The 25,991-nt window shown below is 65.6% G+C and carries 32 protein-coding genes; 16 read left to right on the top strand and 16 right to left on the bottom strand.

The window, feature by feature from the left end; all coding sequences use genetic code 11:
* Positions 1-71 precede the first annotated feature (71 nt).
* Complete coding sequence (locus K9B33_RS09260; RefSeq protein ID WP_224548267.1) at positions 72-368, top strand: hypothetical protein; 297 nt, start codon at positions 72-74, stop codon at positions 366-368.
* Here the strand turns inward: K9B33_RS09260 and K9B33_RS09255 are convergent, their stop codons facing one another.
* The 5 genes from K9B33_RS09255 to K9B33_RS09235 are packed head-to-tail and all read right to left on the bottom strand — an operon-like array spanning position 369 to position 3,596.
* Positions 369-1,502 carry a GNAT family N-acetyltransferase gene (locus tag K9B33_RS09255; protein ID WP_224548266.1) on the bottom strand — a complete coding sequence of 378 codons (1,134 nt, stop codon included), beginning with the start codon at positions 1,500-1,502 and terminating at the stop codon, positions 369-371.
* Complete coding sequence (locus tag K9B33_RS09250; protein WP_411973998.1) at positions 1,495-2,145, bottom strand: glycerophosphodiester phosphodiesterase family protein; 651 nt, start codon at positions 2,143-2,145, stop codon at positions 1,495-1,497. The genes K9B33_RS09255 and K9B33_RS09250 overlap by 8 nt, the downstream gene beginning before the upstream one ends.
* Positions 2,146-2,194: 49 nt before the next feature.
* Positions 2,195-2,659: a RidA family protein gene (locus K9B33_RS09245; protein ID WP_224548264.1), complete on the bottom strand. Its 465-nt coding sequence runs from the start codon at positions 2,657-2,659 to the stop codon at positions 2,195-2,197.
* Complete coding sequence (locus K9B33_RS09240) at positions 2,656-3,312, bottom strand: DUF2608 domain-containing protein (protein WP_224548263.1); 657 nt, start codon at positions 3,310-3,312, stop codon at positions 2,656-2,658. Before K9B33_RS09240 ends, K9B33_RS09245 begins: the two co-directional genes overlap by 4 nt.
* The gene (locus K9B33_RS09235; protein ID WP_224548262.1) at positions 3,309-3,596 is read right to left on the bottom strand and encodes a DUF3572 domain-containing protein; all 288 of its coding nucleotides are present in this window, start codon (positions 3,594-3,596) and stop codon (positions 3,309-3,311) included. Before K9B33_RS09235 ends, K9B33_RS09240 begins: the two co-directional genes overlap by 4 nt.
* 67 nt (positions 3,597-3,663) lie before the next feature.
* Between K9B33_RS09235 and K9B33_RS09230 the strand changes: the two genes are divergently transcribed.
* Together K9B33_RS09230 and K9B33_RS09225 are read left to right on the top strand one after the other, a co-directional pair.
* The gene (locus K9B33_RS09230; protein WP_224548261.1) at positions 3,664-4,026 is read left to right on the top strand and encodes a response regulator; all 363 of its coding nucleotides are present in this window, start codon (positions 3,664-3,666) and stop codon (positions 4,024-4,026) included.
* A gap of 153 nt (positions 4,027-4,179) precedes the next feature.
* Positions 4,180-6,042 carry a PhoX family protein gene (locus tag K9B33_RS09225; protein WP_224548260.1) on the top strand — a complete coding sequence of 621 codons (1,863 nt, stop codon included), beginning with the start codon at positions 4,180-4,182 and terminating at the stop codon, positions 6,040-6,042.
* Positions 6,043-6,244: 202 nt separating this feature from the next.
* Here the strand turns inward: K9B33_RS09225 and rpmG are convergent, their stop codons facing one another.
* Entirely contained in the window at positions 6,245-6,412 is a 168-nt protein-coding gene (rpmG, locus tag K9B33_RS09220; protein WP_066599119.1) for a 50S ribosomal protein L33, read from the bottom strand.
* A gap of 213 nt (positions 6,413-6,625) precedes the next feature.
* Between rpmG and K9B33_RS09215 the strand changes: the two genes are divergently transcribed.
* The 3 genes from K9B33_RS09215 to K9B33_RS09205 all read left to right on the top strand — a co-directional run bounded on the left by K9B33_RS09215 (position 6,626) and on the right by K9B33_RS09205 (position 8,136).
* Positions 6,626-6,955: a hypothetical protein gene (locus tag K9B33_RS09215; RefSeq protein WP_224548259.1), complete on the top strand. Its 330-nt coding sequence runs from the start codon at positions 6,626-6,628 to the stop codon at positions 6,953-6,955.
* A gap of 12 nt (positions 6,956-6,967) precedes the next feature.
* Positions 6,968-7,534, top strand: a complete 567-nt coding sequence (locus K9B33_RS09210; RefSeq protein ID WP_224548258.1) for a TMEM165/GDT1 family protein — start codon at positions 6,968-6,970, stop codon at positions 7,532-7,534.
* Between the two features lie 110 nt (positions 7,535-7,644).
* Entirely contained in the window at positions 7,645-8,136 is a 492-nt protein-coding gene (locus K9B33_RS09205; RefSeq protein ID WP_224548257.1) for a Dps family protein, read from the top strand.
* Between the two features lie 69 nt (positions 8,137-8,205).
* Here the strand turns inward: K9B33_RS09205 and K9B33_RS09200 are convergent, their stop codons facing one another.
* From K9B33_RS09200 to K9B33_RS09170, 7 genes are all read right to left on the bottom strand, one after another.
* The gene (locus K9B33_RS09200; RefSeq protein ID WP_224548256.1) at positions 8,206-8,676 is read right to left on the bottom strand and encodes a GreA/GreB family elongation factor; all 471 of its coding nucleotides are present in this window, start codon (positions 8,674-8,676) and stop codon (positions 8,206-8,208) included.
* A gap of 83 nt (positions 8,677-8,759) precedes the next feature.
* The gene (gene cobT / locus K9B33_RS09195) at positions 8,760-10,586 is read right to left on the bottom strand and encodes a cobaltochelatase subunit CobT (RefSeq protein ID WP_224548255.1); all 1,827 of its coding nucleotides are present in this window, start codon (positions 10,584-10,586) and stop codon (positions 8,760-8,762) included.
* The gene (locus K9B33_RS09190; protein ID WP_224548254.1) at positions 10,583-11,365 is read right to left on the bottom strand and encodes a tyrosine-protein phosphatase; all 783 of its coding nucleotides are present in this window, start codon (positions 11,363-11,365) and stop codon (positions 10,583-10,585) included. Before K9B33_RS09190 ends, cobT begins: the two co-directional genes overlap by 4 nt.
* A complete protein-coding gene (locus K9B33_RS09185; RefSeq protein WP_224548252.1) occupies positions 11,362-11,784 on the bottom strand; it encodes an OsmC family protein in 423 nt (140 codons plus the stop codon). Before K9B33_RS09185 ends, K9B33_RS09190 begins: the two co-directional genes overlap by 4 nt.
* Positions 11,785-11,831: 47 nt before the next feature.
* Positions 11,832-12,839: a cobaltochelatase subunit CobS gene (gene cobS / locus K9B33_RS09180; RefSeq protein WP_224548250.1), complete on the bottom strand. Its 1,008-nt coding sequence runs from the start codon at positions 12,837-12,839 to the stop codon at positions 11,832-11,834.
* Positions 12,840-12,925: 86 nt separating this feature from the next.
* Positions 12,926-14,218, bottom strand: coding sequence for an Hsp70 family protein (locus K9B33_RS09175; protein WP_224548248.1), 1,293 nt, complete (start codon positions 14,216-14,218; stop codon positions 12,926-12,928).
* Between the two features lie 181 nt (positions 14,219-14,399).
* Positions 14,400-15,020, bottom strand: coding sequence for a J domain-containing protein (locus K9B33_RS09170; protein WP_224548247.1), 621 nt, complete (start codon positions 15,018-15,020; stop codon positions 14,400-14,402).
* A gap of 45 nt (positions 15,021-15,065) precedes the next feature.
* On the opposite strand from K9B33_RS09170, the gene K9B33_RS09165 reads away from it, so the two are divergent.
* Genes K9B33_RS09165 through K9B33_RS09155 form a run of 3 tightly spaced genes read left to right on the top strand, consistent with a single transcriptional unit; the run spans position 15,066 to position 17,019 of the window.
* A complete protein-coding gene (locus K9B33_RS09165) occupies positions 15,066-15,353 on the top strand; it encodes a BolA family protein (protein WP_224548246.1) in 288 nt (95 codons plus the stop codon).
* 56 nt (positions 15,354-15,409) lie between these two features.
* A complete protein-coding gene (locus tag K9B33_RS09160) occupies positions 15,410-16,117 on the top strand; it encodes a glutathione S-transferase (protein WP_224548245.1) in 708 nt (235 codons plus the stop codon).
* On the top strand, positions 16,114-17,019 hold the full coding sequence (locus tag K9B33_RS09155; RefSeq protein WP_224548244.1) for a pirin family protein: 906 nt from the start codon (positions 16,114-16,116) through the stop codon (positions 17,017-17,019). Before K9B33_RS09160 ends, K9B33_RS09155 begins: the two co-directional genes overlap by 4 nt.
* A gap of 60 nt (positions 17,020-17,079) precedes the next feature.
* Here the strand turns inward: K9B33_RS09155 and K9B33_RS09150 are convergent, their stop codons facing one another.
* The gene (locus K9B33_RS09150) at positions 17,080-17,901 is read right to left on the bottom strand and encodes a zinc-ribbon domain-containing protein (protein WP_224548243.1); all 822 of its coding nucleotides are present in this window, start codon (positions 17,899-17,901) and stop codon (positions 17,080-17,082) included.
* Between the two features lie 169 nt (positions 17,902-18,070).
* Here K9B33_RS09150 and ftsE point away from each other — a divergent pair, with 169 nt between their 5' ends.
* Genes ftsE through K9B33_RS09130 form a run of 4 tightly spaced genes read left to right on the top strand, consistent with a single transcriptional unit; the run spans position 18,071 to position 20,936 of the window.
* Positions 18,071-18,784: a cell division ATP-binding protein FtsE gene (ftsE, locus tag K9B33_RS09145; RefSeq protein ID WP_224548242.1), complete on the top strand. Its 714-nt coding sequence runs from the start codon at positions 18,071-18,073 to the stop codon at positions 18,782-18,784.
* Positions 18,784-19,689: a cell division protein FtsX gene (locus K9B33_RS09140; RefSeq protein ID WP_224548314.1), complete on the top strand. Its 906-nt coding sequence runs from the start codon at positions 18,784-18,786 to the stop codon at positions 19,687-19,689. The genes ftsE and K9B33_RS09140 overlap by 1 nt, the downstream gene beginning before the upstream one ends.
* Positions 19,686-20,219, top strand: a complete 534-nt coding sequence (locus K9B33_RS09135) for a YdcF family protein (protein WP_224548241.1) — start codon at positions 19,686-19,688, stop codon at positions 20,217-20,219. Before K9B33_RS09140 ends, K9B33_RS09135 begins: the two co-directional genes overlap by 4 nt.
* 9 nt (positions 20,220-20,228) lie before the next feature.
* Entirely contained in the window at positions 20,229-20,936 is a 708-nt protein-coding gene (locus K9B33_RS09130) for a lysophospholipid acyltransferase family protein (protein WP_224548240.1), read from the top strand.
* On the opposite strand, the gene K9B33_RS09125 is transcribed toward K9B33_RS09130, so the two are convergent.
* The gene (locus tag K9B33_RS09125; RefSeq protein WP_224548239.1) at positions 20,930-21,835 is read right to left on the bottom strand and encodes a prephenate/arogenate dehydrogenase family protein; all 906 of its coding nucleotides are present in this window, start codon (positions 21,833-21,835) and stop codon (positions 20,930-20,932) included. The two genes, K9B33_RS09130 and K9B33_RS09125, sit on opposite strands and share 7 nt — an antisense overlap.
* A gap of 4 nt (positions 21,836-21,839) precedes the next feature.
* Positions 21,840-22,961, bottom strand: a complete 1,122-nt coding sequence (gene hisC / locus K9B33_RS09120) for a histidinol-phosphate transaminase (protein WP_224548237.1) — start codon at positions 22,959-22,961, stop codon at positions 21,840-21,842.
* Positions 22,962-23,272: 311 nt separating this feature from the next.
* On the opposite strand from hisC, the gene K9B33_RS09115 reads away from it, so the two are divergent.
* The 3 genes from K9B33_RS09115 to metW all read left to right on the top strand — a co-directional run bounded on the left by K9B33_RS09115 (position 23,273) and on the right by metW (position 25,991).
* Positions 23,273-24,046 (top strand): hypothetical protein, encoded by a 774-nt coding sequence (locus K9B33_RS09115; protein WP_224548235.1) that lies wholly within the window; start codon positions 23,273-23,275, stop codon positions 24,044-24,046.
* Positions 24,047-24,249: 203 nt separating this feature from the next.
* A complete protein-coding gene (gene metX, locus K9B33_RS09110; RefSeq protein WP_224548233.1) occupies positions 24,250-25,401 on the top strand; it encodes a homoserine O-acetyltransferase MetX in 1,152 nt (383 codons plus the stop codon).
* Positions 25,398-25,991 carry a methionine biosynthesis protein MetW gene (metW, locus tag K9B33_RS09105; protein WP_224548231.1) on the top strand — a complete coding sequence of 198 codons (594 nt, stop codon included), beginning with the start codon at positions 25,398-25,400 and terminating at the stop codon, positions 25,989-25,991. Before metX ends, metW begins: the two co-directional genes overlap by 4 nt.

The raw sequence follows: 25,991 nt of genomic DNA, 5'->3' as shown, positions 1-25,991 counted from the left end.
CGGTCCAACCTGCTGTTCGTGGAAAAGGGGGGCCAGATCCATTGAGTTAGATTGGGAACAGGGGAAATCACATGGGCAACAGCATCAAGAGCGCAGAATTTCTAATGGAAGCCCGTCTGTCGCGGGGGGCATATGGATCGGCGGAAGACTGTTTCGATCTGGGCGTGGCCTATAGCTGCGGCACCGGCGACCTGCCGATCGATCTGGTCGAAGCGCATAAATGGTTCAACCTGGCGGCGCTGCGCGGCAGCGAGCAGGGCCAGTCGATGCGCGCCGAAATCGCCGAGGAAATGACCGCACGCGAAATCGCCGAGGCGCAGCGCCAGGCCCGCGCCGTCATCGCCGCGAGCCAGTTGCGCGCCGCCTGATCAGTCGCTTTTTCTGAACGGAGTTCGTTCGGCCAGCCACATCCGGTCCTGCCGCACGCCCGCGCGTTCGGCCGTCAGGAAATCAGCGATAGCCCGGCGGAAGCCCGCATTGGGAATATAGTGGGCGGAAAAGGTCGGTTCGGGCGCATAGCCCCGCGCCAGCTTGTGCCCGCCCTGTGCGCCCGCCTCCACCTTATGGAGCCCACGCGCGATCGCTGCGTCGATCGCCTGATAATAGCAGAGTTCGAAATGCAGGTTGGGCACGTCCTGCGTGCAGCCCCAATAGCGGCCATAGAGCGTATCGCCGCCGATCAGGTTGAGCGCGCCCGCGATCGGCTGCCCGTCGCGCAGCGCCAGGATCAGCAGTATCTTCTCCGCCATCGTCTCGCCCAGAATCGAGAAGAAGGCGCGGGTCAGATAGGGCTGCCCCCATTTGCGCGCACCGGTATCCTGGTAGAAGCGCCAGAAAATATCCCAATGCCTCTCGGTCAGGTCGCCGCCGCTCAGATGAACGATCTCCAGCCCCTCGATCGCGCGCGCGCGTTCCTTGCGGATATTCTTGCGCTTCTCGCTCGACAGGTCGGCCAGGAAATCAGCAAAGCCGTCATAGCCGCGATTGGTCCAGTGGAACTGGCTGTCCTCCCGGATCAGCCAGCCCGCCGCCTCGAACAGCGGCACCTGCTCGGGCGCGATGAAGGTCGCATGGGCCGACGACAGGCTATTGCGTTCCACCAGCGTCTCGATCCCCGCGATCAGGGCGGGGGCATAGGCCGTGTCCCGCAGCAATAATCTCGGGCCGGGCACGGGAGAAAAGGGCGCGGCGATCTGGATCTTGGGATAATAGCGCCCGTCCGCCCGTTCCCAGGCGTCGGCCCAGCTATGGTCGAACACATATTCGCCCTGGCTGTGGCTCTTGCCATAGGCGGGCGCGGCCGCCGCGATGCGGCCGTCCGAGCTCTCGATTACGATCGGCAACGGTTGCCAGCCGGTCCCCTCACCGACGCTGCCGGATCGCTCCAGCGCGACCAAAAAATCCCAAGATATGAACGGGTTATCTATGCCGGCGCAGGCATTCCACTGGTCGCGATCAAAGTCCGCGACCCCCGATCCGATCCGCGCCACCCTATCAGTCATGGCGCACCTCGAAGATGATCTGGTCGGCCTCAGCCGCGCCCCGCGCCCGCTCGGCATCGCTGCGCACGGTCCATGTCAGCACGGGCAGTCTCCCGGCGCGGGCGCGGCGGGACAGGCGGGATGGCAGGTCGCGAATGTCACAAGCCAGAAAATCGGGTTTCGACAGCCAAAGCGCAAGGGCGCGTTCGATCGCGCCGCAAAGCCGTCCCTTGCCCTGCTGCGTCACGACAAGGCCGCGCACCTGTCCAACTTGCTGTTTCACGAACCAGCGCATCGCCCATGGATTGAACGACATGACCGCCACCGGCGCATCGGGCCAGCGGCTAAGGTCGTGGGCCACCGCTGCGCAGACGGACCGGACATGCCGCCCCTCCGCCTTGATCTCGACCAGCAACGGGACCCGTCCGCCACATCGCGCCAGCAGCGCCGACAGGCGCGGGATCGCGCCGCCATCGGGCAGGGGGACGCCGTCAAGCGCCACGGCGTCGAGCGCCGCGACCGCTTCGTCGCGGCCCGCCATCCGCGTCAATATCGCGTCGTGAAAGACGAAGGCGACGCCATCCCGGCTCACCCGGACGTCGCATTCGATGCCATATCCCGCGGCGATGGCGGCGTCGAACGCCGCCATCCCATTCTCGCTCATCCCCTCGCCATGCCATCCGCGATGGGCGAAGGGGCGATCGGTCGGAAAATCAGGCCTGCGCTTTGACAAGCACGATCGCATCGATTTCGACCACCGCGCCCAGCGGCAGCACCGGCACGCCGACCGCGCTGCGCGCGTGCTTGCCCGCCTCGCCGAACACCTCGACCATCAGTTCGGACGCGCCATTGGCGACCTTGGGCTGGTCGGTGAAGCCTGGCGCGCTGCTGATGAAGGCGCCCAGCTTCACGATCCGCTCGACCCGGTCGAGCGATCCCAGCGCCGCCTTCATCTGGGCGATGAGGTTGAGGCCGCACACCCGCGCCGCGGCGACGCCATAGTCCAGTTCCTTGTCCTCGCCCAGCCGGCCGGTCATCAGGCCGTCGGGCGCCAGCGAGATCTGGCCGGAAATGTGCAACAGTCCGTTCGCCTCGACCGCGGCGACATAGGCGGCGACGGGTGCGGCGGCCTGGGGCAGGGTGATGCCCAGTTCGGTCAGGCGGGCTTCGATGCTCATGGGTTAACTCCTTGGGTTGCGTCAATATCGACGGGGGCTGGCCCTTCGGCCAGCCGCTGCGTGATCCACTGTTCGGCGCCCGCCCAACTGTCGATCCGCGCATGGGCATGGGTCGCGTCCGCCACGCTGGCGGCGATTTCCGGTTCGCCGACCATGTGCAGCCGCCACACGCCCGGCGCATGGGCGGCGACCGACTTATGATGTTCGGCCAGGTCGTCGATGAACAGCGCGACGCTAGGTTGGCGCTCCGCCACGATGGCGGCCAGCGGCGGTCCCTTGCCGCCCTGGTTCCAGTGAACCGGCAGGGTCAGGCCATGCGACGCCAGCTGTTCGGCCCGCCGCTGCTGGTGCCGCTCGGTAATGTTGGTCAGCACGACGATGTCTGCCACACGGGACAGGCGCTGGATCGTCTCGATCGCGCCCGCGATCGGCGTCTGCCGGTGCATCTCGGTCTCGAAAAAGCCCAGCAGCAATTCCCATACCAGCGCCCGCTCGACCACCGCGCCGCTGTCCTTGTGCCGCAGCGCCTCGCCAAAGCCGCGCTCATGCATGTCGAAATGCACGTCATGCGTCTCGTCCAGCCAGTGGCGGAAGGGCACGACCATGTGCAGCAGCACCTCGTCGCAATCGGTGATGATCAGCGGGCGGGTCATCGGCTCAATCTCTCCTGCGCCGTGATCAGCCCGGCGGGGGTTGTGTCGATCGCCTCGGCGCAGGCGATCAGGTCCGGCTCATGGTCGGCCAGGAAGGCCAGCACCGCGCCCAGGATCGCCGGATTGTCGATTCCCGCGCGCAGCGCATCGGCATCCAGCCCGGTCAGCGACAGCAGCCGGTCGGCCCGTCCGACGTCGCTCAACGTCCATCCCAGCGCCATCAGCGCCAAGGTTGCGGCATCCGGGCCGCTATCCTGCTTGCCATTCGCTGTATCGGGTCGCATGGTTGGTTCTCGGGGCGGGGGCCGCTATAGGCGCGCTCCAAAGGCATTTTCGGACCGCGGGTGACTGGTGGCAAAGCGCGTGCTCGTTGTCGAGGACAACGAACTCAATCTGAAACTTTTTTGCGACCTGCTGCGCGCGCACGGGCATGAGGTGCTGCCGCTGCGCGACGGGCGCGACGTCCTGGCCCAGGCGCAGGCCTTCCTGCCCGACCTCGTCATCACCGACATCCACCTGCCCCATGTCAGCGGTCTCGACCTGATCGTTTCGCTGAAGGCGGACGAACGGCTGTCCGCGGTCCCGATCATGGCGGTCACCGCCTATGCCGGGCATGGCGACGAGGACCGGATTCGCGCCGCCGGCGCCCAGGCCTATGTGTCGAAACCGATCTCCGTGCTGCGCTTCGTCGAGCAGGTTAACGCCCTGCTGTAACGTTTCCGACAGCTTCGTCACCGCGCTGTCATATCCTTTTCATTGGCGTGACTTCGTTTCGAAGTCCTGCCGTCATTCCGCTCTGCCACCTCGCTGCCCCAAGGGCGCGGCGTTCCGCCGACAGCCCTGCAAACACTACAGGGGTAGATATCCATGTCTCATCTGACCGACGAGGCTCGCGCGCCGTCTCGCGCCGCGCAGCCCACCATCGATATGGGCGACCAGAGCCTGGAGGCGATCATCGCCGCCAATCCGGGCCGTCGCTCCGTGCTGAAGAACGGCCTGCTCGGCCTGTCGATCCTGCCCATGCTGGGTACGCTGGCCGCATGCGGCGACGATGATGACGATTCGAGCACGCCGACGCCGACCCCCACCCCCACGCCGACCCCGGCGCCCAGCTACGGCATCAGCTTCGCGCCCGTCGCCGCCAACATGAACGACACCGTGACCGTGCCCGCCGGCTATACCGTCGACGTCCTGCTTAAGGCCGGCGATTCGGTCGAAACCGGCACGGCTTATTCGGGCAGCTTCCCGACGGCGGCCGATGCCGAAAAATGGGCTGGCGGCAACCATGACGGCATGGAATATTATGAACTGTCCGGCACCGACGCGAACAGCGGCGGCCTGCTGGCGATCAATTTCGAACTGCCCGACTTCAACATCCTGTTCGCGGACGGCCAGCCCGATCCCGTCACCGCCACGGCGGAACAGCGCGCCATCGCCCTGTCGGGCGTGGGCGTAGGCGTCGTCGAGATCGCCAAGGGCTCGGACGGCAAGTGGGGCGTCAAGGCCGGCTCCAAATATAACAAGCGTTACACCGGCAACAGCATCTATCGCGCCAGCGGCCGCGCCTCCGGCCTGCTCTCGACCTCGATCAAGGGCACGCTGAACAACTGCTCGTCGGGCCGCACCCCCTGGGGCACCTATCTGACCTGCGAGGAAACGACCGACAATTATCTCGATCCGTCGCAGCCGGAGGAAAATTACGGCTGGGTGGTCGAAATCGATCCCTATCAGGAACTGGACGCCGCGACCAAGCGCACCGAACTGGGCCGTTTCGACCATGAAAACACCGCCTATATGGCCGACAGCAACAGCCGCGTCGCCTTCTATATGGGCCATGACGGCACGCCGGGCTGCATCTACAAATTCGTCTGCGACCGCGCCTTCAGCAGCAGCAACCGCGCCCAGAACCGCGACATGCTCGATCATGGCACCCTCTATGTCGCCCGCTTCAACGCGGACGGCACCGGGGAATGGCGCGCGCTGGTCCAGGGCCAGAACGGCCTCGTCGTCGGCGCTTCGGACCCGGGCAACGTCAGCCAGGGGCCGCAGACCCCGGCGATCGTCGACTTCCGCAACCAGGCGGATGTCCTCATCAACACCATCTCGGCCGCCCGCGTCGCCGGCGGCACCGTCATGGACCGTCCGGAATGGATCACGGTCGCGCCCGACAACAGCGCCGTCTTCGTGACGCTGACCAACAACAGCAGCCGCGCGGTCGTCGATGCCGCCAATCCGCGCACGCGCAATCGCCACGGCCACATCATCAAGTTCAAGGAAGAGGGCAATTCGCCGCTCGCCATGAAGTTCAGCTGGGAAATCTTCCTGCTGGCGGGTGATCCGAGCCTGGCCGGCTTCGGCGACAAGCTGGAAGGCAATATCAACGGCGATACCTTCTCCAGCCCCGACGGCATCCGCATCGATCCCAAGGGCCGCCTGTGGGTCCAGACCGACCACAGCGTTCCCGGTTCGTCGGGCGATTCCTCGCGCACGATCGAGCAGATCTTCGGCCAGAACGCGATGTTCTACATCGACCAGACCACCAAGAAGTCGTCGCGCTTCCTGGTCGGGCCGAAGGGCTGCGAGATCACCGGCCTTGCCTATACGCCGGACCTCAAGACCTTCTTCGTGAACATCCAGCATCCCACCGGCGACTGGCCGGTGTCGGGCCAGGAGCCGCGCTCCTCGACCATCGTCGTGCGCCGCACCGACAGCCAGCCCGTCGGCCACTAGCCATCATATTAAAAGCCCCTCCCCTTCAGGGGAGGGGGTTGGGGTGGGGGCGTCCGAAAGGCGCTCCCATTTCCTTTGCTAAGCTACGCCGCAGATCGTCCCTGCCGCACCAACAGGAAAAGGCCCGCTCCCACAAGGGGACGGGCCTTTTCCTGTTCGAAAACCGAAAGATCAAACGCGCGGGCGGGAAGCCCGCAGCGGTTTACTTGATCTTGGCTTCCTTGAACTCGACATGCTTGCGCACGACGGGGTCATATTTGCGGAAGCTGAACTTCTCGGTCTTGGTGCGCGGGTTCTTCTTCGTGACGTAGAAGAAGCCAGTGTCAGCCGTGCTGACGAGACGAATCTTGACGGTTGCCGGCTTGGCCATGGCCCTATTCCCTGGTCGTAATTGCGTAAAAAGATAAAGCGGCCCCCCGGATGTGGAAGGGGGACCGCCCCGTTTCAGCGGTGGCCCATGGGGCAGATTCGGGTTCATGTCAAGGCTGGGCATCCCATCGCGCACCGCGATCTACAGGCTTTACACGCCTTTAACCAATCGGGCGCATGATCGTTGGCGGGGCGACAAGACGGGGGCTTTCCCATGCGACATGATCCGATGCTGGCCATATTGGCGGACCTGATGCGCCGGGTCGACGGGCTGGCGAACCAGCGCGGCCACCTGTCGGTGCTGCGTCTGCATGACGAACTCGACCAGATTCGCCACATCGCCCGCGCCTTCCGGCTCGATGCCGTGGAAGGGCTTGCGGGCACGCTCGAATCGGCCTTGTCGCTGCACGGGCTCGGTCCGATCGTGCTGTCCTATCTCGACTTGATGCGCGATGCGATCGCGCAGGACATGCCGGTCGCCGACATCGTGGCGATGATCCCGCAGCCGATGCCGTCCGCCACCGTCCACACCCTGCGCGCCTGATTCGCGCCGCCGATGGACGCCCTGCTGATCGCATTGCTCGGCTGCCTGCTCGGCGAAATCGGCGACAAGAGCCAGTTGCTCGTCCTCGCGCTCGCCGCCCGCTACGATCGCAACGGCGCGATCATCGCCGGCATCGTCGTCGCGGCCGCTGCCAACGCCGCCCTCTCCGCCTTTGCCGGCGCGTGGATCGGGCCGATGCTGGGCGCGGACGCCCGGCTGCTCTTCATGGCGCTGTCCGTCCTGTTCCTGGGCGCTGGCCTGTTCTGGCGGCCCTCCGCGCCCGATCCGCTGGCCGGCTGGCCGACCGGCGCTTTCCTGACCACCGCGCTCGGCCTCTTCATCCTGGGCTTTGGCGACGGGCCGCAATTCCTGATCCTGGGGATCGCCACCCGGACCGCCGATCCGATGCTGGCCGGCATCGGCGGCACCATCGGCGTCATCGCCGCGCTGGTTCCCGTCGTGCTGCTGCGCGATCGCATCCTGGCGATGCTGCCGCTGCGGGCGATCCGCTGGGCCGGTGGCGTTCTGCTCTTGCTGGCGGGGGCCATGATGGCGCTCGTCGCAACCGGGCTGCTCTGATCGACCCACTCCATCAGGCTGATCGGGATTTCCTGCCTGAAAAAATGGCACCAACTTGGCGCGGGATCATTATATATCCGAAATCATTTTCGCGAACAGGAGGATAGTGCATGACCGCGCCCGATCTGAAGACCCCGACCGACCTCAAGAGCAATGCGACCAAGTCGGTGGCCGACGCCCTCAACGGCGCGCTGGCGGACAGCTATGCGCTGTATCTCAAGACCAAGAATTTCCACTGGCACGTCTCCGGTCCGCATTTCCGTGACTATCATCTGATGTTCGACGAGCAGGCGACCGAGATATTGGGCGTGACCGACCTGATCGCCGAGCGCGTGCGCAAGACCGGCAACGTCACGCTACGCTCAATCGGCGATATTTCGCGGCGCCAGACCGTCAAGGATAACGATGCCGAGTTCGTCGGCCCGGCAGACATGCTCAAGGAATTGCGCGACGACAATCTGGCGCTGGTCGAAACCTTCCGCGCGGTAAAGGCCGCCGCGACCGAGGCGGGCGACAACGCGACCGAGGGCATTGTCGACGACTGGACCGACCAGGCCGAACAGCGCGCCTGGTTCCTGTTCGAAGCTGCCCGCGGGGTCTGATTCGCCTTAAGCCCATGAAAGAGCCCGCCGGTGCAGACCGGCGGGCTCTTTCATATCCGGAGCGAAGGATCAGGCCTCGCTGGCCACCGCAATCTGTACGATCTCGACCGCTTCGCTCTTACCGGCGAAATCGACCTTCTCGCCGACCGCCGCATCCATCATCGCGCGGGCGAGCGGGGCGGAAAAGCTGATCCGCCCTTCATTGGGGTCGGCCTCGTCGTCGCCGACCAGTGCCACCGTCCTTTCCTGCCGGTTCAGGCGATAGGTCACCCGCGTCCCGAAGGCGACCGCGTCGCCACCGGGCGCAGCCTGCAACTCCGCCGTCGCCCGCCGCGTGCGCCAGTAGCGCAGCACTCGCTTGTGCTTCTTGGCGGCCTCTTCCTCCATTGCGGCGGTATCGACGGCTTCCAGCGCCTCGACCTTCTCCCGCGTCAGCCGCAGTCCGCGCGCGGTGACCCAATTGGGGCCGGGCGGGATCGGCAATTCGAACTTGGGCTCCATATGCTCGTCATCGCTCTCGCGACGGAAGGCGACGCTCATGTCAGTCTCTTTCCTGAATATATCATCCGTTCGGGATGAGCCTCGAAGCCCGCGCCCTCGACGGGCTCAGGGCGAGCAATCGCTCAATCCTCGTCGAACAGACCCGCGAGCTGCTCCACCATGGTCCCGCCCAGTTGTTCGGCGTCCATGATCGTCACCGCCCGCCTGTAGTAACGCGTCACGTCATGGCCGATGCCGATCGCCACCAGTTGCACCGGCGATCGATTCTCGATCCAGTCGATCACCTGGCGCAAATGCCGCTCCAGATAGGTGCCGCTGTTCACCGACAGGGTGGAATCGTCCACCGGCGCGCCATCGGAGATCACCATCAATATGCGTCGCTCTTCGGGCCGCGCGATCAGCCGGCTATGCGCCCATAGCAGCGCCTCGCCGTCGATATTCTCCTTCAGCAGCCCTTCGCGCATCATCAGGCCCAGATTCTTGCGCGCCCGCCGCCACGGATCGTCGGCCTTCTTGTAGACGATATGGCGCAGGTCGTTGAGCCGCCCCGGCATCGGCGGACGCCCGGCCGCCAGCCATTCCTCGCGGCTCTGCCCGCCCTTCCACGCCCGCGTGGTAAAGCCCAATATCTCTGTCTTGACCCCGCACCGCTCCAGCGTGCGCGCCATGATGTCGGCGCTGATCGCCGCGATGCTGATCGGCCGCCCGCGCATCGACCCGCTATTGTCGATCAGCAGCGTGACCACGGTGTCGCGAAATTCGGTGTCACGCTCGATCTTGTAGGACAGCGAATGGGTGGGATCGATCACGATCCGCGCCAGCCGCGCCGCGTCCAGCATCCCTTCTTCCTGGTCGAAGTCCCATGACCGCGACTGTTGCGCCATCAACCGCCGCTGCAAGCGGTTGGCGAGCTTCGTCACCGCGCCCTGCAAACTCACCAGTTGTTGGTCGAGGAAGCCGCGCAGCCGCACCAGCTCATCCTCGTCGCACAGCTCTTCGGGGCTGACGACCTCGTCGAACTTCAGCGTATAGGCCTTATAGTCGAAACCGGGCGGCAGGTCGGACATCGGCCGGTTGGGGCGGACCGGCATCATGCCTTCCTCGCCCATATCGTCCGCGCCTTCGTCGCTGTCGGCGTCGAACTCGTCGCTATAGTCGGTTTCGCCCTCTTCGCTGTCGCCGCCCTGATCCTCGGCGCGCGCTTCGGCATTCATGTCGCTGTCGCCGGACTCGTCCTGACCGCTGTCGCCTTCCTCCTGCTGGTCCTCCTCGTCCTCGCTTTCGTCTTGCGATTCGGGCTCGTCCGTGTCGGGCGGCACGTCGGCGTCGATCAGTTGCAGATGCTCCAGCATCGCGGTGGTCAGCTTCTGGAAGGCGCGCTGGTCGTCGATCGCCATGGTCAGGGCATCCAGGTCGGACCCCGCCTTGTCCTCGATCCACTGGTCGACCATCGCCACGCCCGCCGCCACATCCTTGGGGATGGCCTGGCCCGTCAGCCGCTCGCGCACCTTCAACGCCAATGCAGTGGACAGCGGCACCTCGTCGGCCGACCGCGCCCGGCGGATCGCATCGGACTTCAGCCGCAGGTCCAGCGCATGGTTGAGGTTGGCGCGCACGCCCTCCATCGCCCGCGCGCCGATCGCTTCGACCCGTGCCTGCTCGACCGCGTCGAACACCGCGCGCGCGACCGCCTCGCCCGGCGCGGAGGCGGCATGGACCCGGGCGTTATGATGGCGCAGCTTGAGCGCGGACGCATCGGCGAAACCGCGCGCCAGCGCCACCTGATCGGCGGGGAGGGCGCGGCTGGGCGTCGGCACCTTGATCGCCTTGCCCACGGCATGGGGCGTATCGGCGGTGAAGGCGACCTCGACCTCGGCGTCGCGCGCCATCGCCCGCGCCGCGCCGGACAGCACATCCTTGAAGGCGTCGATGGGGGAGCGTTCGGTCATGGAATCAGCAAGGCCTCGCGCAGCGCTACCCGCTCGGCCGCACCCACGCCCAGCACATCGCGCAAATAGCCATCGATGCCGCCATGCATCGCGTCGAACTGCGCGAACAACGCCTCCAGATAGGCCGCGTCGGCGATCAGCAGCGGCTCCACCACATCGGCCCTGGCCTGTTGCAGCCGGCTCAGATGGTTCTCGCCCTGCGCCAGCCGCCATGTCCAGTCGGCATGGCTGTTGGTCAGCAGATAATCTTCGATGATGACATCGCGCGATACGCCCAACGCCGCCAGCACCATTGCCGCGCCCGCGCCGGTGCGGTCCTTGCCCGCCGAACAGTTGATCAGGATCGGCAGGTGGCCGGCCAGCATCTGCCGGAACATCGCGGCATAGGCCTCGGCGTGGTCGGTCGCGATCTCATGATAGACGGCCAGCATCGCCGCCTTCATGTCCGCGGCGGTCGTCCGGTCTTCGCGCACCAGGTCCATCAGCACGCCGGTCGCCCCGCTATAATCGCGGCAATAATAATCGACGCTCGCGTCATGCCAACTGGTCGGTTCCGACTTGCGCTCGCCCGGACGGCGAAAATCGCAGATGGCCCGGATGCCCAGCGACCGTAATTGCGCGCTGTCCTCCGGCGTCAGCAGCGCCATCGTGCCCGACCGGTACAACATGCCGCGGCGCACCCGCCGGCCGCCCATGGTTGGATAACCGCCAAAATCGCGCAGGTTGAACGCGCTGGCCAGCGGCAGTCCGCTGCGTTCCATCACCGCCTCCTCGCTCATGGCCGCTCCGGTTCGCCAACGCGCGGCACGGCAACCGTCTCGATCTGCGTCTCGACTTCGCTCATCAGCTTGTGGACCGGGCATTTTGCCGCCACCGCGATCAGCTTGTCATGCTGCTCGTCGCTCATGTCGCCGGTCAGGGCGATGCGCGTGGTCAGCTTGTAGACGCCCTTGCGCTCCTGACTCGCATCGCGAACCACGCCGACATGGATAGCCTCCAACGGAATATCGTTGCGCTGCGCATACCAGAGCATCGTCATCGCCTTGCACGCGCCCAGCGCCGTATCATAGAGGTCATGCGGGTCCGGCCCGGCATCATGCCCGTCCGGCGCCGACATGTCGGCCACGATCTCATGCCCCCGGATGCTGATCCGGTGCGCCGTCCCGCCATTGGGGTCGATCCGTTCGACGACGATCATCTCTTGTCTCCCTGCCGTGCCAAAAGCGCCACTAGCAGGGCGAACGGTCAGTTCGCCCGGCTCGCCACGCTTTCCGGCAAGTCCTTGCCGAACACGCGCTGATAATATTCTGCGACCAGCGCCCGTTCGGCCTCATCGCATTTGTTGAGGAAGCTCAGGCGGAAAGCGAAGCCGACATTCTTGAAGATCAGCGCATTCTGCGCCCAGCTGATGACGGTGCGGGGCGACATGACGGTCGAGATATCGCCGTTGATGAAGCCCTGCCGCGTCAGTTCGGCGACCTTGATCATATTCTCGACTTCCTTGCGGCCGCCCTCATGATCATATTCGCCCGACTTGGCCAGCACCACCTGCGCTTCGGTCGCGGCGGGCAGATAGTTCAGCGCCACCACCAGATTCCACCGGTCCATCTGGCCCTGGTTGATCTGCTGCGTGCCGTGGTAGAGGCCCGTCGTATCGCCAAGACCCACGGTATTGGCAGTCGCGAACAGGCGGAAATGCGGGTTCGGCCGAATCACGCGATTCTGGTCCAGCAGCGTCATCTTCCCGTCCGTCTCCAGCACGCGCTGGATCACGAACATCACGTCTGGGCGACCCGCATCATATTCGTCGAACACCAGAGCGACCGGGCGCTGCAATGCCCAGGGAAGCAGGCCTTCCTTGAACTGCGTGACCTGCTGCCCGTCCTGCAACACGATGGCGTCGCGTCCGACCAGGTCGATACGGCTGATATGCGCGTCCAGGTTGATGCGGATGCACGGCCATTTCAGGCGCGCGGCGATCTGCTCGATATGGCTCGACTTGCCGGTGCCATGATAGCCCTGCACCATCACGCGCCGGTTGAACGCAAAGCCCGCCAGGATCGCCAGTGTGGTGTCCGGGTCGAACACATAGGCGGGGTCCAGGTCGGGCACGCGCTCGTCGGCCTGGCTGAAGGCCGGAATCTTCATGTCGACGTCGATGCCGAAGACGTCGCGCGCATCTACTTCGCGGTCAGGCGCTTCCAGCAGCGTTTCGGCGCGGGTGTCGGGCTGGACGTTGGAAATATCGGTCATCGGGTCATCATCTTCCTGCGAGTCATGTCCGCCCTAAACGATCCATGAAGGCGATGTCGAGAGAGTGGGGGCAAGGCGCGCCGGGATCAAGCTGCCCATTCCGCCAAATTGGCTTCCTCGCCGATCAGCGCCAGCCCGTGCGCAATGGAGGTCAGCTCGCCCCCCGTCGCCAGCCGATCCTGCCCGAACCGCCGGCGGAAAATGGCGCGGATCGCCGGAATGAGCGACGACCCGCCGGTCAGGAACACCCGGTCGATGCTGTCGGGCGCGACATCGGCCTTGGCCAGCGCTTTGTCCACCGTTTCCTCGATCCGGGCGATGTCGGGCGCGATCCAGCCTTCGAAATCGGCGCGCGTCACCGCCTGCTCGATCTCCAGCCCGCCGCCCGAAAAGCGGAACATGGCCTCCTCCTGTTCCGACAATGCGCGTTTCAGCGCACCGACCGCATCATAGAGCGGATAGGCCAGCTCCTTTTCGATCACGGTCATCATCCGCCCGATCGCGGCCGGCTCCTTCGCCGTCTTCTGCAACCGCGCCAGTTCGTCCATCGTCCGCCGGTTGCGCATCAGGGCGAGGCGCGACCAGTCGGCGAAATCGGCGAAATAGCTGCGCGGTATCTCAAGTTCCTTGCCGAAACTCTGGTAACTGCCGCCCTTGCCCAGCATCGGCAGCACCAGATGGTCAAGGATGCGATAGTCGAACCGGTCGCCCGCCAGCCCGATACCGGTCGATCCGAGAGGCACGCAGCGCCGCGCCGCACCCGGCGCCTCGACCCGGACCAGCGAAAAGTCGCTGGTGCCACCGCCAAAGTCCGCGACCAGGATCGTCGCCGCCTCGGTCAGCCGGCTGGCATAGCTGAACGCCGCGCCCAGCGGCTCGTATACATAATGAACCTCGGTGCCGAACCCGGCGAACATCGCGTCATACCGCTTGCGCGCCAGCGCTTCGTCCGGCCGCGATCCGGCATATTCGACCGGCCGCCCGACCACGATCCGTTCGGGCCTGTTGTCGAGCGACCCGCCCGCATGAGCGATCATGCGCTTGAGGAACATCTGGCCCAGTTCCTCGAAGCGGAACCGCTTCTCGAATAAATTGGCGGTTTCGAAGATCGGGCTGGCCGCCACCGACTTGAAGCTTTGCAGGAACCGGCTGTCCTCGGGATAGGCCATATATTCCGCGATCGCCCACGGCCCCGCTTCATGCGCCATGCCGCCCTTGACCGCCTCGTCATGCCAGAAGCACAGCGCCGACCGGAACACCGCGCCGGTTGCGTGCCGTCCGGCAAATTCCACCAGCCGCGACTCCCCGCCGCCCGCCAGCGCGGCGACGCTGTTGGTCGTGCCGAAATCGAGGCCCAGCGCGCGCGGCACGTCCTGCATGGTCAGTCTCCGGGGGATTAAAGGCCGGGCGCTATGGCAGGCCGACCGGGCTTGGGCAAGGGGCGCGCTGTCCTACACGCTCGCCCGCTGCTATGCTCGCACCGGCTCTTTCCCATCGTCGGCATCCTGCTGCATTTGCCATATGCGATATGCGCGCAATTCGTGAGGTTCCGGCCGGCAATCATGCAAAAGCGGCGGCTTTGCGCAGATGGGCATAGGCTTCGATCACCGCCTGCAAGGCGCTTTCATGGGTGCGATCGCCCCCATTATGGTCGGGATGATAGCGGCGCAGCAACGCGGTATAGCGGGTGCGCAGCGCCTTGCGGTCGGCGTCGATCTCCAGCCCCATGACCGATAGCGCCTTGCGATCCTCGCCCGACAGGAACTTGCCGTCCTGCCGCACCTGTGCGTCGGCCCGCGCCTTGGCCATGCGCTCCCTGAACTTCGCCCCGATCGCATCGAGCGGATCGACGAAATCCGCCCATTTGGGTGACGGGCTATGCGCATGGGCGGAAAAGGCGCGCGTCTCCCGTTCCCAGCCGGCATAGGGGCGCTGCGCCGCGGCGATCTCGTCCGGGGTCATGCCGGTGAAGAAATTATAGCCCTGGTTGAACGCCTTCACATGCTCCAGGCAGAACCAGCGCCAGCGCGGCCCTGCGTCGCCCAGCCGGGCGCTGCCGTCTGCCGGGGGCGCGCGGAACTCGCCGGGCTCCGGGCATCCGGGCGCGGCGCAGGGCCGGTCGCCCTCCACCCGGCCATGGAAGCGGTTGAAACGACGGGTGGAGAAAGGATCGCTGCTCAAGATTGTCCTGATGATCTGGCTGGCAAAGCGACCTATATAGGAAATATGACCACAGACCTCAAAGGCCCCGTTGCCACCGAAATCGAGGCGCGGCTGCGCGCCGCCCTGTCGCCGGACCATCTCGCCGTCATCGACGACAGCGAAAAGCATCGCGGCCATGCCGGCCATGACGGATCGGGTGAAAGCCATTTCACCGTGGAGATCGTGTCGGATCGCTTCACCGGCCAGAACCGCGTCGTGCGCCAGCGGCTGGTCAACGCCGCGCTCGCCGACCTGCTGGCGGAAAAGGTCCACGCCCTCGCCATCAGGGCGCGCGCACCCGACGAGGCATGAGACTTTAGCATTGGCCGGGCGTTCATCCTGCTTCGCCAAGCAAGGAGCGCCCGTCCATGGCCTATGATTTCTGGTACTGGCCCACCATAGCCGGCCGGGGCGAGTTCGTCCGCCTGACGCTGGAAGCCTGCGGCATCGCCTATCGCGACCGCGCGCGGGAAGAAGGGGCCGACGCATTGATGGCCGACATGGCGGATCATGCGCGCGGCCCCGCCTTCGCGCCGCCCTATCTCGGCATCGACGGCACCACCGTCGCCCAGACCGCCAACATCCTCTTCTACCTGTCCGAACGGCATGAATGCGGCCCGTCGGGGATGAAGAGCCGCTACTGGCTCGCCCAAATCCAGCTCACCATCATGGATCTGGTGGCGGAGGCGCATGACGTCCATCATCCGATCGGCGTCGATCTCTATTATGAAGATCAGAAGGCCGAATCGCTGCGTCGCGCGCATGGCTTTCGCGACCAGCGCATTCCCAAATTTCTCGCCTATTTCGAATATGCTCTGAAATCCGAAGTCGGCGACTGGCTGGCGGGCGCGCGCTGGAGCTATGCCGATCTGTCGCTGTTCCACCTGGTCGCAGGCCTTCGCTATGCCTTTCCCCGGCGCATGGCGACGCTGATGCCGGATTATCCCGAACTGGCCGCGCTGCACGACAGGGTTGTGGCCTTGCCCGAATTGCAGGACTATCTATCCAGCGACCGGCGGTTGCCCTTCAGCCAGAAGGATGTCTTCCGCCATTATCCCGAACTGGACGCCCCATGACCGCAGACGACCTCATCCTTCAGACGATCACCCCCACCAGCCATAATCTGGGCGATTTCCGGGTGCATCGCTCGCTCCCGGTCCAGGGCCGCACCATGGTCGGCCCCTTCATCTTCTTCGACCAGGCGGGGCCAGCGAAGATCGGCGCGGGGCAGGGCATCGACGTGCGCCCGCACCCGCACATCAACCTCGCCACCGTCACCTATATGTACGAAGGCGCCTTCCTGCACCGCGATTCGCTGGGCACCGAGCAACTGATCGAGGCGGGCGCGGTCAACCTGATGACCGCGGGCAAGGGCATCGTCCATTCGGAGCGTTCGCCCGACGCAGACCGGGCCAAGGAATCGAAGCTGTCGGCGATCCAGACCTGGCTCGCCTTGCCCGACCGTTATGAGGAGATGGACCCGGCGTTCGAGCATGTCGGCGAAGGCGGCATGCCGGTGATCGACGACGGCCATGTGCGCGCGCGCGTCATCATGGGGTCGCTCTGGGGCGAAACCTCGCCGGTCACGACCTATGCCCAGACCATCTATGCCGATATCCAGCTCTCGCCGGGCGGCCGCATCGCCATCGATCCGTCCGCCGACGAGCGCGCCATTTACGTCTCTGGCGGCGACGCCATGCTCGACGGCCTGATGCTCGTGCCCCAGACGCTCTACGTCCTGCGCCCCGGCACATCCGCCACATTGATGAGCGTCGATGGCGGCCGGGTGGTGTTATGCGGCGGGGAGGCCTTCACAAGCCCACGCCATGTCTGGTGGAACTTCGTCTCCTCGACCCAGGACCGGCTGATGCAGGCGCGCGAGGATTGGGAAGCGATGCGCTTCCCCCTCATCCCCGGCGACGACCAGGAGTATATCCCCATCCCGCAGGGCCGCCCAAAGACGGTCAGCTACCCCTGATCGACGCTGCAAAGGCAGGGGCGGGCGGAAGTCGGCCACCTGCCTTGCTGCCAACTTGCCTTACTGAACAAAGGTCAGTGACAGATTCTCGGCATTTTTGGGAATGTCGATCCGGCTCTCGTTGATCGACGCCTCTTCGCCGGGCTTCAGCCGGCTCTTGTCCGCCTTGGTGGTCCAGCTGAACACCAGCCGGTTCTGCCGGTCGCGCAGCTGTACCAGCACCGGCGGCACCGGCAATGCCTGCGTCCCGCTGTTCACGATCCGCGCCCCGAAGGCGAAATATTCCTCCCCGGTCGGCAGCTTGCGCCGCTCGGCAGGCTTGGACAGGTAGAAGAGCAGGTCCGGATCGCCCTCTTCGCCGACCAGCCCCATCGACACCATCCAGGCCGGTGGCCCGAAATAGAAGAAGGCGCCACCCGCCGCCGCGACGAGCAGGCAGAAGCCGATGGCGGCATAGGTCCATAGCTTGAGCGGATTGCGCCGCGCCTTGAACGGCGGCTCAGGGACGAAGCGGCTTTCCTCGACCGGATCGGTCGGCGCACGGGCATAGATGTCGTCGAACCGATTGTCCGCCGGGGCCGCGACCGGGGGCGCTTCCTCCGCAGGGGGCGCGTCCTCGATTGCCGGAGGCGCAACCGCAGCCATGCCCGGATCGACCACTGGCGGTGGGGGCGCAACGACAGGCGGCGGCGCTGGAGGAACCGGCGCAGGCGCAATAGGCGCGGCGACCGGCGCCGGCGGCGTGTCGCGTTCCGGCAGGGCAGGCGGTTCCTGGAACCAGCTATGCTTGCACGCGGCGCAGCGGACCTGGCGGCCGCTCGTACCAACAGCACTGTCCGGCACGACATAGCGCGTCGCGCAATTGGGGCACACCAGGATCATGATGCTTCATAGGCATGGCAGGGACTCGCGCGCAAGCGGTCAACGACAGCCGGTGTGATTCGACCGCGACTCGCGGCGATATGCGGCGCGGGCTTTACGGCGGGCCGCCCGCTGTGCCATGGCTGACGCTTCGATACGCAGGGAGCGCGAAGGCGCGAAATTTCAAGACATGCCGGCCATCGTCCAGTTCGAAAATGTCGGCCTGCGCTATGGTCTGGACAGCGAGACGCTTTCCGACGTCAGCTTCTCGCTTGCGGGCGGCGGCTTCTATTTTCTGACCGGCGCATCGGGCGCGGGCAAGACCTCGCTGCTCAAACTCCTCTACCTCGCCCAACGGCCCAGCCGCGGCGTCATCCGCCTGTTCGGGGAGGATGTGGTGACGCTGCCCCGCAAGCGCCTGCCCGGCTTTCGCCGCCGCATCGGCGTGGTGTTCCAGGATTTCCGCCTCGTCCCCCATCTGTCCGCCTATGACAATATCGCGTTGCCGCTGCGGGTTTCGGGGATGGAAGAAGGTGAGATCGACGCCCCCGTGGTGGAGATGCTGAACTGGGTCGGGCTGGGCGATCGTGGCCAGGCGCGCCCCGCCACCCTGTCGGGCGGGGAGCAGCAGCGCGTCGCCATCGCCCGCGCGGTGATCGGTCGCCCGGAAATACTGGTTGCGGACGAGCCGACCGGCAACGTCGACGCCGACATGGCCCGTCGCCTCATGACCCTGTTCGAAGCGCTCAATCGCCTCGGCACCACCATCGTCGTCGCCACCCATGACCTGCCTCTGATCGCGCAGGTGTCGGGCGCGCAGATGATGCGGCTGGACAAGGGGCGGCTTGCCGACCCGACCGGATCGCTGCGCTATCCGCCCCGCCCGCCGCAGGACACGCCATGATGGCGGCCCGCGCCGATCGCAAGGCCGCTGCCGCCGCGCGCCATCGCCTGCTGCCGGGGGGACGGCTGGCGGGGCCGATGCCCTGGATCATCGCGATCATGATGTTCCTGACCGTGCTGGCCGCCGCCGCCGGCCTGGGCCTTGGCGCAGCCGTCCGGTCGATGAGCGCCGACTTGGCCGGCCGTGCCAGCGTGCAGGTGGTGGAGGCCGACGCACAGGCGCGCGGCCAGCTCGCCGCGCGGACCCTGCAGGCGTTGCGCGGTGCCGATGGCGTGCGCGCCGCCGATCCGGTCGATCCGGCCAAGCTCGCCGATCAGTTGCGTCCCTGGCTGGGGGAGGCGGCGACCAGCGGCGACCTGCCGGTCCCGGCGCTGATCGACGTCATGCTCACGCCCGGCGACAGCGATGCCAAGCTCGATCGCCTGCGCCGCCTGCTCGGCGGCCTGTCGCCCAAGCTGCGGATCGAACCCCATGCCACCTTTCTCCTGCCGCTCGCCGGGCTGCTGACGGCGCTCGGCTGGCTGGCCGCCGGGGTCGTGCTGCTGATGATCCTGGCGACCGGGGCGGTGGTGGTGCTGGCGGCGCGCGGCGCGCATGACAGCCATCGCGGCACGATCGATGTGCTGCACCTGATGGGGTCGACCGACGTACAGATCGCCCGCCTGTTCCAGCGCCGCATCGGCCTCGACGCGCTGATGGGCGGCGCGCTCGGCTTTTCCTTCGCGATCCTCGTCATCCTGCTGATCGGCCTGCGGCTTTCGGCGACCGGATCGGATGTCGTCGGCGCGATCAGTCTCGACCCGCGCGGCTGGCTGTTGCTGGCGGCGCTGCCGATCTTCGGCGTCATCTTGGCGACTCTCACGGCGCGCTGGACCGTGCTGCGCGCGCTGGGCCGGGCGCTGTGATCGTCCGCTTCCTGGCGGTCACGCTGCTGGCCTGGATGCTGGGCTTCGTCTGGTTCGCGGTTCTTTTGCCCCAGCCGCTCGATGGTCGCCGAACCGATGCGATCGTGGTGCTGACGGGCGGCGCCGGCCGGATCGATCGCGGAATCGCGCTGTTGCAGGGCGGCGCGGCCAAACGGATGCTGATCTCCGGGGTCGATCGATCGGTTCGCCCTGTCGAGCTGGCGGCGGAGTATAAGACGCCCGAAGCGCTGTTCAGCTGCTGCATCACGCTGGGCCGCGAGGCGATCGACACCCGCTCCAACGGGCTGGAAACCGCGCGCTGGCTGGAGCGGCGCGATTACAAGACCGTGCGCCTCATCACCACCGACTGGCATATGCGCCGCGCCGCGCTGGAACTGCGGCAGGCGCTGCCGGGCGGGAAGATCACGATCGTCTATGACGCAGTGCCCAGCCGCCCCAGCCTCACCATATTGGCGCGGGAATATAATAAATATCTGCTCCGCCGCATCGCTGCGCTGATCGGCATCTGAAGGATATCCATGCTGACCGCGCTGCGTTCTCTCTTCTTCATGCTGGCTTTCTATGTCGGCAGCCTGGTCTTCGTGCTGACCGCGATGGCTCTGGGTTCGGTCACCCCGATGATGGTGCAGCGGATTGCGACAGGCTGGAGTCGCTATCATCGCAGTTGCGCGCGCTGGCTGCTGGGCCAGACGGTGCGGGTGGAGGGTGATCTGCCGCTCGGCGCCTATCTCTATATCATCAAGCATGAATCGATGTTCGAGACGATCGATGTGCTGTGCCTCCTCGACCGCCCCGCAATTGGCGCAAAGCGGGAGTTGTTCGACATTCCGCTCTGGGGCCGGATCGCCCGCCTGTACGGACTGATCCCGATCGAACGGGCGGCCGGGGCGAGTGCGCTGCGCGTGCTGCGCGCCGCGGCGAAAGACCGGATCGCACAGGGCCGGCCGCTCTGCCTCTTCCCCGAAGGCACCCGTGTCCCCCATGGCGAAGCGCCGCCGCTCCGCTCCGGCTTTGCGGGCCTCTACAGCCTGCTCGGCCTGCCGGTCGTGCCGATCGCCATCGACAGCGGCCGGGTGTCGCCGCGCGGCAAGTTCCTGAAGCGGCCGGGCGTCATCACCTATAAGGTGGGGGAGATCGTGCCCGTCGGCCTCGACCGCAAAGAAGCCGAGCGGCAGGTCCATGCCGCGATCAATGCCCTGAACCCGCCTTCAGCGCTCGATCAGTGAGAGCGGCCGAAGTCGGGCTTGGCGTCGTCCTGGCCCTGTTCGATGATCGACCGGCGAATCGCGCGGGTGCGGGTGAAAAGGTTGAACAGCGCGTCGCCGTCATTCCAGCGGATCGCCCGCTGCAAGGCTGACAGATCCTCCGAAAAGCGCTGGAGCATTTCCAGCACGGCATCCTTGTTCGCCAGGAAGACGTCGCGCCACATGGTCGGGTCCGATGCGGCGATGCGGGTGAAGTCGCGGAAACCGCCCGCCGAATATTTGATAACCTCGGACTGGGTGACATTCTCCAGGTCGCTGGCCGTGCCGACGATGGTATAGGCGATCAGATGCGGCAGGTGGCTGGTCACCGCCAGCACCAGATCATGATGCGCCGGGTCCATCGTCTCCACGTCCGCGCCGACCCGCCGCCACAGTTCGGCGACGCGCTCCACCGCAGCCGGATCGGCCTCGGCGGGCGGGGTGACGATGCACCAGCGGCCCTTGAACAGGGTGGCGAAGCCCGCTTCCGGTCCGCTATTCTCGGTCCCCGCGACCGGATGCGCCGGGATGATCGTCCGCCCCGGCAGCGCGGCGTTCAACTGCGCCAGTACGTCGGCCTTGCACGACCCCACATCGCTGACGATCGCATCGGCGGGCAGGTCGTCGGCAAGCTCTGCCGCCGCTGCGCCCATGGCGCGGACCGGCACGCACAGCACCACCAGATCGGCATCCGTCACCGATGCCCCGGCCGTGTCGGTGATGTCGTCGCACAGGTCGATCCGCCGGGCGATGTCGCGCACCGCCGGGTCGGCGTCATGGCCGGTGACGCGCACGGTCGGCATGTCCGCCCGGATCGCGCGGGCGAGCGAGGAGCCGATCAGCCCCAGGCCGATGATGGTGACGCGGGCGAAGGGCAGCATCGCGTCAGGCTTCTTCCGCCATGGCGCGCAGCTTGGCCGCGACGGCGCGGGTCTGCGCCTTGGTGCCGATGGTGATGCGCAGGCCGTTGGGCAGGCCCTGCCCCGGCAGCCAGCGGGTGGCATAGCCTTCGTCCCACAGCCCCTTCATCGCGGCCTCTGCGGTCAGCTTGCCGTCGAACAGGATCAGCAGGAAATTGGTCTTGCTCGGCACGACGCGCAGGCCGTGGTTGGACAGGGCCGCAACCTCATCCGCCAGCCATTCGCGCCATCGGGCGGTGTGGGTGCGGCTGAACGCGACCCATTCGCTGTCGTTGATCGCCGCGACGGCGGCAGCCTGTCCGGCCGTCGTCACATTGAACGGCGCACGAATGCGGTGGAGGATGTCGATCACATCCGCACTGGCATAGCCCCAGCCGATCCGTTCGGCCGCCAGGCCGTGGATTTTGGAGAAGGTGCGGGTGACGAAGATGTTCGATGCGGTCCTGGCCAGTTCGAGGCCGCCATCATCCTCGTCCGCGTCCAGATATTCGGCATAGGCCTGGTCGAGGACGAACAGGATATCGGGCCGCAGCCCGGCGTGGAGGCGGGCGATCTCTTCGCGGCTGGTCATGGTGCCGGTCGGATTATTGGGGTTGGCGAGGAAGACCACCCTGGTCTTGTCCGTCACCGCGGCGAGCAACGCATCGACGTCGGTGGCGTAATCCTTGTCCGGCGCGATCACCGGGGTCGCGCCGACGCGCCGCGCGGCGATATCGTAGACGGCAAAGCCGTAGCGGACATAGAGTATCTCGTCGCCCGGACCGGCATAGGCGGAGGCGGCGATGTGCAGCAGTTCGTCCGAGCCGGTGCCATAGATGATCCGTTCGGGATCGAGCCCATGGACCGCGCCGATCGCCTCGCGCAGCTTCGTCGCGCCCGGATCGGGATAGGTGGCGAGGTCGGCGGTGGCGGCGACGAGGGCAGCACGCGCTGCCGCACCGGTGCCCAGCGGATTTTCATTGGCCGAGAGCTTGATCAACGGCCGGCCATCGTCGGTCGCGGCCTTGCCCGGCACATAGGCGGAAATGCCGAGAATCCAGTCCTTGGGGGCAGGTTTTGTAGCGGGGTTCGCAATAGTCTCTGTCATGGGGCGCGGCTTTAGCGGCTTCCGCGCCAAAGGCAAAGTGGCAGACCATGTCGCCTTTTCGGCGCACCAAAAGCGAAGTTCACACCGTCGTGGGGTATTTCGGGCAAAAAGCGACTGCGAAGCTTCCGCGAAGCTCCCCCAAAGCCTCGCCAAAGTAACTGGCGGGTCACTCTCGCGCGCGTGTTGCGCGCCGGTGACGCGACGGTCGCGCGTCCTGTGGGCAAGGGCGCGGTAGCCGGGGGGTGCGTAGGGGCGGAAAAGCGGTTCCATTTATCAGGATAGACCAGAGATTATCCTACATTGGAAGCCTGTTGAAACGGCGCCTCGGCGATGGCGAAGCCGCTGGTCTGGCGCGATCGAAGCCGGACTTTTTTGCTTCCGTTCAGGAGGGAGATGTCTTGAGGCGACCATTTGCGGGCGCAGTGGACTGCGAGCGTATTACCCGAATGCTGTCACGTTTTCTCGATAGGTTCCGCCGAAAGGCAAAGCGGCAAACCGCGCTGGAGGTTTTGGAGGCAGGTCGTGGAGTCGAAGCCGTAGACCGTGACCTTTCGCGTGTTGTGCCAATCATCCTTCCGTTGGAATTGCTGACAAGCGCTTGGCCCGGACCAATCGTTCAAATTGGCGACCTTCCCTTCTGTGCGGCTTGGGCGACCTGCGGAGAAATGAACACCTTCTTCTACGTTACTGAACGCGAAGCGCAGTTCTGGGACGAGGCCGGAATTAATTGGCGAGCGACCGCACTCGCAAATCTCGCAAGAATGTCAGAGGAGCGCCCGGCGTCTGGAGAAAAGCTGGACGAAGATGGTTTGCCCTTTTTGAAAGTCATGCTGCATGACGATGCATTTGGCCCGTCACGACTTCTACTTCCGCACCTGTTCGACGAAATTCTCGGAACAGGTTATGAAGTAGCTATCCCAGAACAAACATGTGCCATCGCATATCGGACAAATCTGTCCTCGAGCCAAAAGGTTGATGTGAATGGTGTTATCGATGGGTGTTATGAGCACGGGACCGAACCGATGAGCGCGGAGAGGTTCAAAGCGCATAGGTTCTGGGATTTTGCCAAGGGAGCATCATTCTGACGAATGGCAGCAATCGAACCGTCCGCCCTGTGACCTGACATTCCGCTATCCACCCAAAATCGGCCATCCCTTCAGCTTTTTTTTGAAGACGGCAAAGAGCCAAAAAAACCGACATTCGGCCACCCACCTATCCACGCCCCGCCGCGCAAGATCAACCGCTCCGATTGACAGGGCCGGGTCGCGGTCCTAGCGCCGCTCAGGTCATGGCCAGCGTTCCCATCAGCGAAGACAGCCGTTTCGGCCTGCGCCGGCAGGTCCGCCTGGCCGGTCCGCTCCACCTTTCCAGCGGCGCCAGCCTTGGCCCGGTCGACATCGCCTATGAAACCTATGGCGCGATGAATGCGGACAAGTCCAACGTCATCCTGATCTGCCATGCGCTGACCGGCGACCAATATGTCGCGTCCGACCATCCCGTCACCGGCAAGCCGGGCTGGTGGTGGCGGCTGGTGGGCGCAGGCAAGCCGGTCGATCCGGCGCGCCATTTCATTATCTGCTCCAACGTCATCGGCAGTTGCATGGGCTCTTCCGGCCCGGCCAGCATCGATCCGGCGACCGGCGACCCGCACGCCATGCGTTTTCCGGTGCTGACCATCGCCGACATGGTGCGGGCGCAGGCGGCGTTGCTGGACCATCTGGGGGTGGACCGATTGGCGGCCGTCATCGGCGGTTCCATGGGCGGGATGCAGGCGCTGACCTGGCCCACGCTGTTTCCCGACCGGGTCGAAAGCTGCATCGTGATCGCCTCGACCGCGCGGCACAGTGCGCAGAATATCGCCTTTCACGAGGTCGGGCGGCAGGCGATCATGGCCGATCCGCACTGGCGCGGCGGCGACTATTATGCCGATGGGCAGGTGCCGAGCGCGGGGCTGGCCGTGGCGCGCATGGCCGCGCACATCACCTATCTGTCGGAAGCCGGGCTGACCGAGAAATTCGGGCGCCGATTGCAGGGGCGGCCGGAAAATCCCAATGGGGCCAAGACCTTCGGCTTCGACGCCGATTTCCAGGTGGAAAGCTATCTGCGCCATCAGGGGCTGAGTTTCGTCGAGCGGTTCGACGCCAACTCCTATCTCTACATCACCCGCGCGATGGATTATTACGACATCGCCGACGATAATGGCGGATCGCTGGCCAAGGCGTTCGCCGCCACCAAGGCGCGCTTCTGCCTCGTCAGTTTCGATACGGACTGGCTTTATCCCACCGCCGAATCGCGGATCATCGTCCATGCGCTCAATGCGTCGGGCGCGCAGGCCAGTTTCGTCGAACTGTCCAGCCCGTTCGGCCATGACGCATTCCTGCTGGAATGCCCCGAACTCAACCGGGTCGTGGACGGCTTCCTGAAGGGCGGGCGGGCATGAGCGAGACTTTGCGGCCGGACCTCGCCCTGATCGCGCGGACGGTGCGGCAGGGCGCGCGCGTGCTGGACGTGGGTTGCGGCGACGGCGCGCTGATGGCGGCCCTGCGCGACAATGCCCAGGTGGATGCGCGCGGGCTGGAGATTGACGGGTCGAATGTCGCCGCCGCCGTGGCGCGAGGCCTGTCGGTGGTGCAGGGCGACGCCGACGCCGATCTTGGCTATTATCCCGACGCCAGTTTCGACTATGCGATACTGAGCCAGACGTTGCAGACCACGCGGCGCCCCGATCTGGTGGTGGAGGAATTGCTGCGCATCGGCCGTCAGGCGTTCGTCTCCTTCCCCAATTTCGCGCATTGGCGCGGGCGCATATCGTTGCTGTGGGGCGGACGGATGCCGGTGACGCGGCTGCTGCCCGACACCTGGTACGACACGCTCAACATCCATCATGTCACGGTCGACGATTTCCGTGCGCTGGTGAAGGAGCGGGGCTGGACCATCGATGGCCAATGGTTCCTGAAGGGCGACAAGGAAACCACCCACGCCAACGCCAACCTGTTCGCCGAACATGCGGTGTTCCTGCTGCGCAAATAG

Origin of the sequence: Sphingobium sp. 3R8, from assembly GCF_020166615.1 — a bacterium.
In the GTDB taxonomy this organism is placed as follows: Bacteria; Pseudomonadota; Alphaproteobacteria; order Sphingomonadales; family Sphingomonadaceae; genus Sphingobium; species Sphingobium bisphenolicum.
This window is presented reverse-complemented; position numbering and strand designations above follow the sequence as displayed.